Here is a 12855-nt window from a genome sequence, read left to right as displayed (position 1 = left end):
ATGGCAGCTAAAGGTAATCGTGAGAAAATCAAATTAGTTTCAACTGCTGAAACTGGTCACTTCTACACAACAACAAAAAATAAACGTAATATGCCAGAAAAAATGGAAATCAAAAAATTTGATCCTGTTGTGCGTAAACACGTAATTTATAAAGAAGCTAAAATCAAATAATTTTGTTTTTAACCTTTAATAAGACCTAGCTAGTGCTAGGTTTTTTTATACCGATTTATTAGAGACAAAATAATAAAATTCACTTTCATTTTTTCAAAAAAAATGTACTATTAGCCGTCTTTAAATGTAACCCTACATTTAAACTTGTTTCCAACCTATCCTCATCTAGCGTGTTCCATAGGGTAAAAACAAAAAAGCTGAAACGCTTTTTTTAATAAGTAGCGAGTCAAATGCCCCATCGCATCTGTTTTTTAGAACAGAAAGCTTAGGCTTACCGCAAGGCACCCGACTTATTTTTTTCACCTTTTTTAGAAGGTTTAATTTCAAATGACAATTACTACTCCTATTAAGGCGGTTCTTGCCTCCAACCAACATTTCTTAGATCGCCAAGATAAAATGGAATCTAATGTACGCAGTTATCCACGTAAACTGCCATTTGCATATGCCAAAGCACAAGGATGTTGGGTTACAGACGTTGAAGGAAATGAATATCTTGACTTTTTGGCAGGTGCAGGAACATTAGCATTAGGCCATAATCATCCGATACTAATGCAATCTATCAAAGATGTATTAGATAGCGGTTTACCATTACATACTCTTGATTTAACTACGCCATTAAAAGATGCCTTTACAGAAGAATTATTATCTTTCTTCCCTAAAGATGAATACATTCTACAGTTCACCGGTCCATCAGGTGCCGATGCCAATGAAGCGGCCATTAAATTAGCCAAAACTTACACAAACCGAGGAAATATTATCGCTTTTTCCGGAGGTTTCCACGGCATGACGCACGGTGCATTATCTTTAACCGGTAATCTTGGCGCCAAAAATGCGGTACAAAACCTAATGGCAGGAGTGCAATTTATGCCTTATCCACACGAATATCGTTGCCCATTTGGTATTGGCGGTGAAGCGGGTGCAAAAGCTGTTGAACGCTATTTTGAAAACTTTATTGAAGATATTGAAAGTGGCGTAGTTAAACCAGCCGCGGTGATCTTAGAAGCCATTCAAGGCGAAGGCGGAGTGGTGCCAGCACCGATCAGTTTCTTACAAAAAGTCCGTGAAGTAACTCAAAAACACGGCATATTAATGATTGTAGATGAAGTCCAAGCAGGTTTCTGCCGTTCAGGAAAAATGTTTGCTTTCGAACACGCAGGCATTGCACCAGATATTGTGGTTATGTCAAAAGCCATCGGTGGGAGCCTACCATTAGCCGTCTTAGCGATCAAAAAACAATTTGATGCTTGGCAGCCTGCTGGCCATACAGGCACATTCCGCGGTAATCAGCTAGCTATGGCAACTGGCTATGCCTCATTAAAAATTATGCGACAAGAAAACCTAGCGCAGAATGCACAGGCACGTGGTGAATACTTAACCAATGCCTTACGTGAATTAAGTAAAACATTTGCTTGTATTGGTAATGTACGTGGTAAAGGTTTGATGATGGGTATCGATATTGTGGATGAACGTCAAGCACAAGATGCCACAGGCGCTTATCCACAAGATTGTGAATTAGCTATTGCGATCCAAAAATGCTGCTTTAATAACAAATTATTACTAGAACGTGGCGGTCGTGGTGGTAATGTAGTCAGAGTCCTTTGCCCAGTAAATATTAATCAAACAGAATGTGAAGAATTTATCAAACGTTTCACACAATCAGTCGCTGATGCAATTAAGGCGGTTAGAGGTTAATCAACTAACCTCAATCATCAAAATAAGCGGACTAATTTTGCAATAAATAGACCGCTTAACAAGCATAATATGCAAGCGCGAGATTTCCCCTCGTGCTTTTTTATATAAGCTTAAGCACAATATCGCTTATGCACGCAAATAAAATGGAACATAACAATGACAGATATTTCAAAACATAGACAGGCTCTTTTCTGTAGTGATGCCCAATCTATTGCAAATTATCAAAATGCAATGAATAATGCAGTGTTAGCCGTAAGTGAGTGGTTAAAAAACGATAAAATGTATACGGGCGGTTCAATCAAACAAATGCGTACACTAATTGATGGTTTTAATCCGTCAAAAAATGGGGTTGGTGTGCAGAAATCGCTAGAGAAGTTGGTAGAAATTTTCTTAAATCCAAGCTTAAAAGTCCATCACCCCCATTCACTTGCTCACTTGCACTGTCCAACAATGGTTACCAGCCAAATTGCCGAAGTATTGATTAATGCCACTAATCAATCAATGGATTCTTGGGATCAAAGTCCAGCCGGATCGATTATGGAAGAACATTTAATTGATTGGTTACGTCATAAAGTTGGTTATGGCCAAGGCACTGCTGGCGTTTTTACATCAGGTGGCACACAATCAAATTTAATGGGCGTTCTATTAGCACGTGATTGGGCGATTGCTAAACATTGGCAACATGATGATGGTACAGAATGGTCAGTGCAAGCGAACGGTATCCCCGCAGCGGCAATGCAAACCGTTAAAGTAGTATGTTCTGAAAATGCACATTTTTCTGTGCAAAAAAATATGGCCATGATGGGAATGGGTTTCCAATCAGTTGTAACAGTACCATCTAATGCCAATGCCCAAATGGATCTCGACGCGTTAGCCAAAACATTAGCTGATTTAAAAGCCTCAGGCAATATTGTCGCGTGTATCGTTGCCACTGCAGGCACTACAGATGCAGGTGCAATTGATGATTTAACCGCTATTCGAAAACTCGCAGATGAATACCAAGCGTGGCTACACGTTGACGCTGCTTGGGGCGGTGCTTTACTATTATCTAAAGATTTCCGCCACTTCTTAAATGGCATTGAATTAACTGATTCGATTACCCTCGATTTTCATAAACACTTCTTCCAAAGCATCTCATGTGGCGCATTCTTACTTAAAGATCCAGCAAATTATCGCTTCATTGACTATAAAGCAGACTATTTAAATTCAGAGTATGATGAAGCCCACGGCGTGCCAAACCTAGTCGCAAAATCATTGCAAACGACTCGTCGTTTTGATGCGCTAAAATTATGGTTCACCATAGATGCATTAGGTGAAGATTTATATGCCTCTATGATTGATCACGGCGTTTATTTATCTCGACAAGTTGAAGCATATATCAATGCAACAGATAACTTAGAAATGCTTGTTCCTGCACAATTTGCATCAGTATTATTCCGAGTGGTGCCAAAAGACTATCCGCAAGAATTAATTGATACCTTAAACCAAAATGTGGCTGATGAATTATTCGCGCGTGGTGAAGCAAATATTGGCGTAACTAAGGTAGCTGATAAGCAATCACTCAAAATGACGACATTGAGTCCAATTGCTACTTTTGAAAATGTTAAAGCATTATTAGAGCAAGTCTTAGCCAAAGCAGAACGGATTAAAGATGCCATTGCACAAGGTACTTATGTACCACCGATCGATTAACAACACACAAATATAACCGCTTGCTTATAGCCCTTAAGCACGCTTTTCATCCTAATGAGTAACTATGAACGGGGTTTATCGGCAAAATAGCCAAAATCCTCATAAAATCAACTAAATTTAATGATAAGACCTTGACTTATTTTTATTAATTGATTTAATCATAGACCAATTTTTTCCTTGATAAATTCAGCAATATATAAAGAGGCATATTATGGCAGAGAGTTTTAGCGTTACGCGCCGTTTCTTTGATGACAAAAATTACCCACGAGGCTTTGCTCGTCATGGCGATTACACTATTCGTGAATCACAAACTTTAGAGCAATTTGGTCAGGCGTGTTTAGCGTTAGAAACAACCGAACGGAGTCCAGTAACCGCAGAAGAAGAACGTTTTGTAGCGGTAATGAAAGGTGATGAAATTGCTGAAAGTGTTATCGAAAAAGCCTGGTTAAAATACCGCTCACTGACTAGCAAAACAAAACGTATTTATACCCTTTCTGGCAATGCGGGCAACGATTCTGGTGATGACTTCAGTGCCGCTGAATAATTAACAACTATCAAGCTACTTAATAAATTAGCCACGAAATACCGAAAAACAACACAACGTTTGCCGAGTATTTTGTGGTTTGTTTTTACTCTTATCTTTTACATTTTGAGGTAAAAAGCGTGAGCCTTCCTATCGAGCAATACCCTGAATTACTCGCCCAAAAAGTCGATAATCTGACCGCGTTACTAGCACCCTTTAATCCACCACCCTTTGATATTTTTGCATCAGAAACTAGCCACTTTCGTATGCGGGCAGAATTTCGTGTTTGGCACCAAAAAAATGAACAAGGCGAAAATGATCTCTATCATATTATGTTCGATCCAACGACCAAACAACGCTATCGTGTTGATCAATTGCCCATTGCAAACCAGTTGATCAATACCATGATGCAAAAACTGCTGACTCACATTCAAGGCATCCCACTACTGACACATAAACTATTTCAAATTGACTACTTAACCACCTTAAGCGGTGAAATAGCCATCTCCCTCCTCTATCACAAAAAATTAACGGATGAATGGCTTGTGCAAGCAAAATTACTCAAACAACGTTTAAGTGAACCCGGCTTAACCGTGCACATTATTGGCCGCGCTAGCAAACAAAAAATTGCAATAGATTGTGATTATGTCAAAGAAAAATTAAATGTCGCAGGTAAAACATTAATTTATCGTCAGGTAGAAAATAGTTTTACCCAGCCAAATGCCAAAATGAACATTAATATGCTTGAGTGGGCACAAAAATGTACCGAAAATAGCCAAGATAGTGATTTATTAGAATTATATTGTGGAAATGGCAACTTCTCTATTGCATTAGCGGGCAATTTTCGCAAAGTACTCGCAACGGAAATTTGCAAATCATCAGTTCATTCCGCCCAATATAATATTGCACAAAATGGCATCGATAATCTGCAAATTATTCGAATGTCGGCAGAAGAATTTACTCAAGCAATCAACGGCGTGCGTCAATTTAACCGCTTGCAAGGCATTGACTTAAGCGCATATCAATGTAATACGATCTTTGTTGATCCTCCTCGTGCAGGTTTAGACCAAGCAACACTCAATATGGTGCAAAACTATCCACGAATTTTATATATTTCCTGTAATCCCGCTACACTGGCGGACAATTTACGGCAATTAACGACAACACACCGAATTGAACGTGTGGCGCTTTTTGATCAATTCCCTTATACCCATCATATAGAAAGCGGAGTTTGGTTGATCAGGAAATAAACTAAACCAGCCATTAATGTTGAAAAAAAGCTCACTTAACGCCTTTTAACTATTTTTCGCTTGACCATACAAAACAAAATCGATATTATGTGAGACGTTTTCAACGGAGGAATGGTCGAGTGGTTGAAGGCACCGGTCTTGAAAACCGGCGAGGGTTTACGCCCTCCGTGAGTTCGAATCTCACTTCCTCCGCCATCACATAAAAAAACCGCTTATAATCAACGTTATAAGCGGTTTTTTATTACGTATTTTTTACACTCTTTTTGCTCACAGCATCAAAAAAGCGAGCATTAAGCTCGCCTAATATTTATAACCAACCTCTGCGTTTAAAGTAGAGATACGGCGTTATCGCTGCCGTGATCATCATACACAAGGCTGTTGGATAACCGTAATCCCATTGTAGTTCTGGCATAATTTCAAAGTTCATACCATATATTGAGGTCACTAATGTCGCCGGTAAGAACATTACTGACACGACAGAGAAGAATTTCATAATTCTATTCTGTTCAATGTTGATAAAGCCCATTGCCGCTTGCATTAAAAAGTTCACTTTGTGAAATAACGACTCGTGATGCGGTTGTAGAGATTCAATATCTCGCATAATATCTCTAGCTTGTTCCAGCTGGTTGTTTGGCAAACGTGTTTTACGTAATAAGAAACTTAATGCACGCTGTGTATCCATTAAGCATAGTCGAACTTTCGAGCTAATATCTTCTAATTCAGTTAAATCTGATAAAACTTGATTTAAACTTTCCGCTTCCTGTTTACCGTCTAAAATAACGTGGCTGAATTTTTCTAAACTAGAATAAACCGTTTCAAGTACGCCAGCAAGTTGCTCAATTTTTGTTTCAAACAAATCAAGCAGTAATTCATAAGCGTTACTATCGATTAATTTTTCACGGCGCGCTCGCATGCGATATAAACGGAAAGCGGGTAAATCTCGTTCACGTAATGTAAACAAACGCCCATCGCGAATAGTAAAGGCAACCGTAGCGATATCGGCATAATCATCGTCATCTAAGCAATAAAAAAATGAGTGCAGATGTAAACCATCTTCATCTTCAAAAAAGCGCGCAGAAGCTTCTAAATCTTCTAATTCCAGTTCTTCCGCTAGCGTTTGGTCTAAGCCTAATTTCAACACGCTACGTTCATCTTCTGAAGGATCAACTAAATCAATCCAAACAGCGTCGTTAAGTTGGTCTGGTGAGTTTTCATCAAGGCTCACAAGACGTGCGTTATCTAATGCAAATGCACGAATCATTTCATACTCCCAAAAAGTTGTATGAGGCAATGAACAAAAAAAGATACTGATGAGAGTTACCGACCATATCGGCAACTTAGAGGCCGGACAAGGTGGGTTAATCTGATAAGTATCGACTATGACTGTCCAAAATAGGTATCCTCAAGAAAAAATAGTAAGCCTATGGTACAACTCCAATGGCTCGCCGTCAAGTAAGTAATAATTTACTTGATTTATTTTGCAAAATTTTAAGGAAAAACGACCGCTTTTTTGCTATGGTTACATCTTATTTTAGGTAATGAGAATTTTATGACAAAAGATACACAATCTACTGCTGAAAATCAGGCAAATGAAACCACCCATTTTGGTTTTAAAACGGTTGCGAAAGAAGAAAAACAGCAATTAGTCGCCAATGTCTTCCATAGCGTTGCCGCTAAATACGATCTGATGAACGATTTACTCTCCTTTGGTATTCATCGCATTTGGAAACGCTTTACCATTGATTGCAGTGGCGTACGTAAAGGGCAACAAGTGCTAGATTTAGCCGGTGGTACCGGTGATTTTAGTGCAAAATTTTCGCGGATTGTTGGCGAAACAGGGCAAGTGGTTCTAGCGGATATCAATAGCTCAATGTTAGAAGTGGGACGCGATAAATTACGCAATTTAGGCGTGGTAGGTAATATTAATTATGTACAAGCCAATGCTGAACATTTACCTTTTGCTGATAATACTTTCGATTGTGTGGTGATCAGTTTCGGCTTACGCAATGTAACAGACAAAGATAAAGCATTAAAATCAATGTATCGCGTCTTAAAGCCAGGCGGTCGTTTATTAGTCTTAGAATTTTCCAAGCCGATTTTTGATCCCATCAGCCAATTATATAATTTTTATTCTTTCAATATCTTACCTAAAGTCGGTGAGATTGTCGTGAATGATGCGGAAAGTTATCGTTATCTAGCAGAATCGATTCGTATGCATCCTAAACAAGATGAATTAAAAACAATGATGGAACATGCGGGGTTTGAGAGTGTTAATTATTACAATTTGAGTGCTGGGATTGTCGCCTTACACCGTGGCTATAAATTTTAATCTTGCTTATCGATAAAATGAGTAGAGGACAATGATGTTACTCGATCAACTTAAACAACAGCTTATGTTGCCACAATTTAGTCTAGCAGCATTAGAAACCCTATTAAATGCTTTAATTAAACGCTCACCACACGTCAAAGCACCTTTAGGTAAATTGCATAACCGCATTTTACAAATTGAATTAAGCTGGCCTAAAGTAAACCTATTTTTCTTTTTCAGTCATAATCGCATTGATTGTTTATCTGATTATCCGGCTAACGCCGATTGTTGTATTCAGCTTGCGTTGGATACCTTGCCACAATTGGCGGATAAACAAAAATTAACAGAATTAATCAATCATAAAAAACTCGTGCTGACAGGTGATCTTGAAGTATTACAATATTTCAACACGCTATTATCGGAACTCGAACAAGATCCTGCTGAATTACTTTCCCCTTTTGTTGGCGATGTCCTTGCCCAAAGCTCAACAGATTTTGCACAGCGACTATTCCGTAATATTAAAAAGCGTATCAAGCAAAATAACCAACACTTAATAGATAATCTTATGCAGGAACGCCCTGTATTAGTCCACCGCCTACAAGCGGTTCACTTTTATGATCAAATTGCCGATCTTGAACAGCAAGCCAAACGTTTAGAACAAAAGCTAGCCCAATGTGAGAAAAATAAATGATATTTAAAAATACTCGCCGTTCATATCAAATTATTGCAACCTTTTTACGTTATGGCATTGATGAAATCATTCCGGATATTCCATTCACTTATTCTGCCCGCTTAACCCGTAAAGCATTTTTTTGGTTGCAAAACGAACACAAAGATCAACCTTTTGGTGTACGCCTGCGTTTAGCCTTACAAGAATTAGGCCCTGTATGGATTAAACTTGGTCAAATGCTCGCAACTCGCCGTGATTTATTTGAACCCGCATTAGCTGATCAACTTGCACTCTTACAAGATTCTGTTGCTCCCTTTGATGGCAAGTTAGCACGTAAAATTATCGAACAAGCATTGGGTAACACGCTAGAAACTTGGTTTGATGATTTTGATGAACAAGCACTTGCCTCTGCTTCTATCGCCCAAGTACACACGGCAACATTCAACAAAAATCAACCGCTTGCAGGCCAAAATGTAGTACTAAAAGTTATCCGGCCAGATATTGAACCCATTATCAAAGCGGATATCGCTCTGATGTACCAACTAGCCAAACTGATTCCCTATTTATCTGATGATGCAAAACGTTTACGAGCAACTGAAGTGGTACGCGAGTATGAAAAAACGCTACTAGACGAATTAGATTTAACACGCGAAATGGCAAATTCGATTCGCTTACGCAATAATTTTGAAAACAGCGAAATGCTCTATGTGCCGGCAATGTATCCCGATTTTTGCCATAAAAATGTAATTGTAATGGAGCGTATCTACGGCATTCCTGTATCTGATATCGCCACCCTCACAGAGAACGGCACGAATATGAAATTATTAGCAGAACGTGGTGTACAAGTCTTTTTCACCCAAGTGTTTCGTGATAGTTTCTTTCACGCAGATATGCACGCCGGCAATATTTTTGTTAATCCAAACCACCCTGAAGATCCACAATATATTGGCATCGATTGTGGCATTGTTGGCACATTAAATCAAAATGACAAACGTTACTTAGCAGAAAGCTTTGTCGCGTTTTTTAATCGTGATTATCGTCGCGTTGCATTAATGCATATTGAATCAGGCTGGACACCTGCTGATACTGATGTTGATGCTTTTGAAGAAGCATTTCGAACAGTCTGCGAACCGATTTTTGCCAAACCATTAGCTGAAATTTCTTTTGGTCAAGTGCTATTAAATTTATTTAATGTAGCCCGTCAATTCAATATGGAAGTACAACCGCAATTAGTATTATTACAAAAAACATTACTCTATATTGAAGGACTCGGCCGTCAAGTTTATCCTGCATTAGATCTATGGCAAACCGCTAAACCATTCTTACAAAAGTGGCTAGATCAACAAGTTGGTTTCAAAGCCATTTTACGTGATTTAAAACAACAAGCGCCCCAATTCCGCGAACATTTTGCCCAATTTCCTGAAGCCGTTTTTAATGCATTACAGCAACAAAAACACATTAATTACCGCTTAGCAGAATTAAATAAAACATTACAATCACAAGCGGATAATAAAACTTATAATGTCAAAATGATCATCATGGGTAGCATTATTCTTAGTTTATTATGGCAGTTCAATAGTTTACCACTTTGGTTAAGTTTACCTATTTTAACTATGCTATGTTTAGCATTATGTAGACGAAAATAATGCGCTTGATCAAGATGATGCAAGTTAATAAGCGACTTTCCTATCTTTTTTTGGCAATATAGTTAAAGTAACATATAATAGAAAACCATTTTTACTCGTCCAATTTATATTTCAATAGAGGAACTCCTATGGGTGGAATTAGCATTTGGCAACTACTGATTATTGTTGCAATTATCGTTTTACTGTTCGGCACTAAAAAATTACGGACTTTAGGGACTGATTTAGGTGAATCAGTAAAAGGCTTTAAAAAAGCAATGGCAGAAGATAAATCTCAAGATGCCAATTTTGATAAAGTAGAAGCAAAAGAATCAACTTCTACCACCGAGAAAACAAAAGAAAAAGAGCAGGCATAATTCGTGTTTGATATCGGTTTTTCTGAATTAATACTGATTTTTGTTGTGGGGTTAGTCGTACTAGGTCCGCAACGTTTACCTGTTGCGATCCGAACTGTAATGGGTTGGGTTAGAACTATCCGCAGTTTAGCAACAAATGTACAACACGAATTATCACAAGAATTAAAGCTACAAGAATTACAAGAAAGTATTAAAAAAGCAGAAGCAATGAACTTAACGACACTTTCACCTGAATTAACCCAAACAGTGGAAGATTTAAAACAATCTGCTCAAAAAATGCAAAATGATCTGAATAACGCGAATCAAATCGGTAAACTGACCGATGAACAAGTCGCTGATATTCAGCAAAATATTGCCAACGCACAGCCCTCTGAAATAACCGAAGCTAACGAATTAGATGAATCTAAACTGACTGCCTATTATCCACCAGATGATGATTTAGTTTCCCCCTCAACTACCAAACTAGAACAGGATAAACAGAATGTCAATTGAAGAATCACAGCCTCTGATTAGCCACTTAGTTGAATTAAGAAACCGCTTATTGCGTGCAATTGTTTGTGTTTTGGTTGTTTTTTGTATGTTGGTGTATTGGGCAAATGATATCTATACATTGCTTGCTACACCGCTCACTGAAAACTTTCCTGCGGGCGCAACAATGATTGCAACCAATGTTACTACGCCTTTTTTTACTCCACTTAAGTTAACCGGCGTAGTGGCAATCTTCTTGTCCGTGCCATTTATTTTGTATCAAATTTGGGCATTTGTCGCACCAGCACTCTATAAGCACGAAAAACGCTTGGTTTATCCATTACTCGTGTCTAGTACATTGTTATTTTATACTGGGGTTGCTTTCGCCTATTATGTTGTATTTCCACTAGTATTTGGCTTTCTGACCAGTACCGCACCTGAAGGTGTACAAGTAGCCACTGATATCAGTAGCTATTTAGATTTTGTCTTAACTATTTTCTTAGCTTTTGGTATTTGCTTTGAAGTGCCTGTAGCCATCATTTTGCTTTGTTGGTCTGGCGTAATTTCAGCTGATGATTTACGAAGCAAACGTCCATATATTATTGTCGCTGCATTTGCAATTGGTATGTTATTAACACCGCCTGATGTTTTTTCTCAAACGTTGTTAGCCATTCCAATGTGTTTATTATTTGAAGTTGGCCTATTCTTCTCTAAATTCTATAAGCCTCGTGATGAGCAATCACCAACAGAAAATATTGAATAATTAACAAGCAGTCTACTTTCTAACTTTTTACGATTAATAAACCTGATAATGGCTTAGGAGGCTTTAATGAACGATCCTTTTTTATTGAATTCTGATGATGCAAAACGTAAAATGATGTATCTCATTTATGCTTTATTTGGTTTAGGCATTATTTTTGGTGGCATTCCCACTATCGCAGGCGTAATCTTGGCTTATATTAAACGAGATAAAATGATTGGTACGCTTTACTATGATCACTTACGTTTCTTAATTAAAACCTTTTGGGGTACAGTAATTCTGTGCGGATTAGGCTTCCTATTAACCATTGTCTTCATAGGTGTTTTTCTCATTTGGGCAGTAGGTATTTGGTATATTTTCAGAATAATTTATGGCGCGGCTAGATTCTTTGATAATAAGCCTGTTACCCCAACAGGTTGGTTTATGTAACATTAAATATAATCATAAAAAAAGCGGTCAAATTTGACCGCTTTTTTACTATTTGGCTTTTTCTGTTATTTAGGCAACGGCTGACAATCAGGGCAAAAATAACTGTTACGTTGCCCAATCACTTTGGTTTGAATGAGCGTACCACATTCTCGACATTCCTCACCTTTCCTACCATATACTTGTAGCACTTGCGCAAAATAGCCTGGTTTACCGTCTGGTTGAGTAAAATCTTTTAATGTGGTGCCGCCTTGAATAATCGCTTTGGTTAATACGGCTTGAATCACATTCCTTAACTGTACACATTGTTTTTCAGTTAGATTTTGCGCCGCTAATTCAGGATGAACCCCCGCCATAAAAAGCGATTCAGAGGCATAAATATTTCCCACACCAACAACAATATCATTGTTCATAATAAAATTTTTTACCGCGACGGTTTTGTTACGACTTTTTTTGAATAAATAATCGCTTGTAAAAGTATCCGAAAGAGGCTCAGGGCCTAATTTTGTGATCAGTGGATAATTTTCCGCTTGTTTAGCCCATAACCAAGCACCAAATTTACGAGGGTCATTGTAACGTAAAATGATGCCTGCTTCTGTAATCAAATCAACATGGTCGTGTTTGCTTGCTTTTGTTGGTTGAGATGAATTCAGAATGGTGAGTGAACCTGACATACCAAGATGTACCAAAATATCACCGCGTTCAGTGTGTATAATTAAATATTTTGCACGGCGAGACAGTGCCAAAATTTTTGCGCCTGACATCGCACACAATTCAGCAGAAATTGGCCAACGTAACTTTGGTGTACGTATTACAATCTGCTGAATAGTTTGCCCTGCTAAATAAGGCTCAATACCGCGTAGGCACGTTTCGACTTCTGGTAATTCTGGCATTTT

The 12855-nt window shown here is 38.2% G+C and carries 14 protein-coding genes and 1 tRNA gene; 13 read left to right on the top strand and 2 right to left on the bottom strand.

Annotated features, from left to right (window positions below; genetic code table 11):
- From rpmG to BMX01_RS05675, 6 genes are all read left to right on the top strand, one after another.
- Complete coding sequence (gene rpmG / locus BMX01_RS05700; protein ID WP_010944694.1) at window positions 1-171, top strand: 50S ribosomal protein L33; 171 nt, start codon at window positions 1-3, stop codon at window positions 169-171.
- Window positions 172-498: 327 nt separating this feature from the next.
- Window positions 499-1863 (top strand): diaminobutyrate--2-oxoglutarate transaminase, encoded by a 1365-nt coding sequence (locus BMX01_RS05695; RefSeq protein WP_064082183.1) that lies wholly within the window; start codon window positions 499-501, stop codon window positions 1861-1863.
- 156 nt (window positions 1864-2019) lie between these two features.
- Window positions 2020-3555 (top strand): L-2,4-diaminobutyrate decarboxylase, encoded by a 1536-nt coding sequence (ddc, locus tag BMX01_RS05690; protein ID WP_064082184.1) that lies wholly within the window; start codon window positions 2020-2022, stop codon window positions 3553-3555.
- A 211-nt stretch (window positions 3556-3766) separates the two neighbouring features.
- On the top strand, window positions 3767-4099 hold the full coding sequence (locus tag BMX01_RS05685) for a MaoP family protein (protein ID WP_010944690.1): 333 nt from the start codon (window positions 3767-3769) through the stop codon (window positions 4097-4099).
- Window positions 4100-4218: 119 nt separating this feature from the next.
- Window positions 4219-5328, top strand: a complete 1110-nt coding sequence (trmA, locus tag BMX01_RS05680) for a tRNA (uridine(54)-C5)-methyltransferase TrmA (RefSeq protein WP_074647931.1) — start codon at window positions 4219-4221, stop codon at window positions 5326-5328.
- Between the two features lie 105 nt (window positions 5329-5433).
- Window positions 5434-5523: transfer RNA gene (locus BMX01_RS05675), tRNA-Ser, on the top strand.
- A 112-nt stretch (window positions 5524-5635) separates the two neighbouring features.
- Here BMX01_RS05675 and corA read toward each other — a convergent pair.
- Window positions 5636-6589: a magnesium/cobalt transporter CorA gene (gene corA, locus BMX01_RS05670; protein ID WP_010944687.1), complete on the bottom strand. Its 954-nt coding sequence runs from the start codon at window positions 6587-6589 to the stop codon at window positions 5636-5638.
- A 288-nt stretch (window positions 6590-6877) separates the two neighbouring features.
- Here corA and ubiE point away from each other — a divergent pair, with 288 nt between their 5' ends.
- The 7 genes from ubiE (at window position 6878) to BMX01_RS05635 (ending at window position 11962) form a co-directional block, all read left to right on the top strand.
- Window positions 6878-7657 (top strand): bifunctional demethylmenaquinone methyltransferase/2-methoxy-6-polyprenyl-1,4-benzoquinol methylase UbiE, encoded by a 780-nt coding sequence (gene ubiE / locus BMX01_RS05665; RefSeq protein ID WP_064082186.1) that lies wholly within the window; start codon window positions 6878-6880, stop codon window positions 7655-7657.
- 31 nt (window positions 7658-7688) lie between these two features.
- On the top strand, window positions 7689-8327 hold the full coding sequence (locus tag BMX01_RS05660; protein WP_064082187.1) for a ubiquinone biosynthesis accessory factor UbiJ: 639 nt from the start codon (window positions 7689-7691) through the stop codon (window positions 8325-8327).
- Window positions 8324-9952, top strand: coding sequence for a ubiquinone biosynthesis regulatory protein kinase UbiB (ubiB, locus tag BMX01_RS05655; RefSeq protein ID WP_064082188.1), 1629 nt, complete (start codon window positions 8324-8326; stop codon window positions 9950-9952). Before BMX01_RS05660 ends, ubiB begins: the two co-directional genes overlap by 4 nt.
- Window positions 9953-10080: 128 nt before the next feature.
- Window positions 10081-10305: a Sec-independent protein translocase subunit TatA gene (gene tatA / locus BMX01_RS05650; RefSeq protein WP_010944682.1), complete on the top strand. Its 225-nt coding sequence runs from the start codon at window positions 10081-10083 to the stop codon at window positions 10303-10305.
- A gap of 3 nt (window positions 10306-10308) precedes the next feature.
- Window positions 10309-10797 carry a Sec-independent protein translocase protein TatB gene (gene tatB, locus BMX01_RS05645; RefSeq protein WP_064083361.1) on the top strand — a complete coding sequence of 163 codons (489 nt, stop codon included), beginning with the start codon at window positions 10309-10311 and terminating at the stop codon, window positions 10795-10797.
- A complete protein-coding gene (gene tatC / locus BMX01_RS05640; protein ID WP_064082190.1) occupies window positions 10787-11536 on the top strand; it encodes a twin-arginine translocase subunit TatC in 750 nt (249 codons plus the stop codon). The genes tatB and tatC overlap by 11 nt, the downstream gene beginning before the upstream one ends.
- A gap of 66 nt (window positions 11537-11602) precedes the next feature.
- Window positions 11603-11962 carry a DUF4870 family protein gene (locus BMX01_RS05635; RefSeq protein ID WP_074647928.1) on the top strand — a complete coding sequence of 120 codons (360 nt, stop codon included), beginning with the start codon at window positions 11603-11605 and terminating at the stop codon, window positions 11960-11962.
- A 65-nt stretch (window positions 11963-12027) separates the two neighbouring features.
- On the opposite strand, the gene mutM is transcribed toward BMX01_RS05635, so the two are convergent.
- Complete coding sequence (mutM, locus tag BMX01_RS05630; RefSeq protein WP_064082192.1) at window positions 12028-12852, bottom strand: bifunctional DNA-formamidopyrimidine glycosylase/DNA-(apurinic or apyrimidinic site) lyase; 825 nt, start codon at window positions 12850-12852, stop codon at window positions 12028-12030.
- Between the last annotated feature and the right edge of the window lie 3 nt (window positions 12853-12855).

The organism is [Haemophilus] ducreyi (assembly GCF_900109315.1).
Taxonomy (GTDB): Bacteria; Pseudomonadota; Gammaproteobacteria; order Enterobacterales; family Pasteurellaceae; genus Haemophilus_B; species Haemophilus_B ducreyi.
Note: the sequence above shows the minus strand (reverse complement) of the source record. Positions and strands in the feature narration are given on the sequence as shown.

Excerpts from the sequence above, each read along its gene's own strand:
- rpmG (WP_010944694.1), top strand. The coding sequence starts at position 1 with ATGGCAGCTAAAGGTAATCGTGAGAAAATCAAATTAGTTTCAACTGCT.
- BMX01_RS05695 (WP_064082183.1), top strand. The coding sequence starts at position 499 with ATGACAATTACTACTCCTATTAAGGCGGTTCTTGCCTCCAACCAACAT.
- ddc (WP_064082184.1), top strand. The coding sequence starts at position 2,020 with ATGACAGATATTTCAAAACATAGACAGGCTCTTTTCTGTAGTGATGCC.
- BMX01_RS05685 (WP_010944690.1), top strand. The coding sequence starts at position 3,767 with ATGGCAGAGAGTTTTAGCGTTACGCGCCGTTTCTTTGATGACAAAAAT.
- corA (WP_010944687.1), bottom strand. The coding sequence starts at position 6,589 with ATGATTCGTGCATTTGCATTAGATAACGCACGTCTTGTGAGCCTTGAT.
- ubiE (WP_064082186.1), top strand. The coding sequence starts at position 6,878 with ATGACAAAAGATACACAATCTACTGCTGAAAATCAGGCAAATGAAACC.
- BMX01_RS05660 (WP_064082187.1), top strand. The coding sequence starts at position 7,689 with ATGATGTTACTCGATCAACTTAAACAACAGCTTATGTTGCCACAATTT.
- ubiB (WP_064082188.1), top strand. The coding sequence starts at position 8,324 with ATGATATTTAAAAATACTCGCCGTTCATATCAAATTATTGCAACCTTT.
- tatA (WP_010944682.1), top strand. The coding sequence starts at position 10,081 with ATGGGTGGAATTAGCATTTGGCAACTACTGATTATTGTTGCAATTATC.
- tatC (WP_064082190.1), top strand. The coding sequence starts at position 10,787 with ATGTCAATTGAAGAATCACAGCCTCTGATTAGCCACTTAGTTGAATTA.
- BMX01_RS05635 (WP_074647928.1), top strand. The coding sequence starts at position 11,603 with ATGAACGATCCTTTTTTATTGAATTCTGATGATGCAAAACGTAAAATG.
- mutM (WP_064082192.1), bottom strand. The coding sequence starts at position 12,852 with ATGCCAGAATTACCAGAAGTCGAAACGTGCCTACGCGGTATTGAGCCT.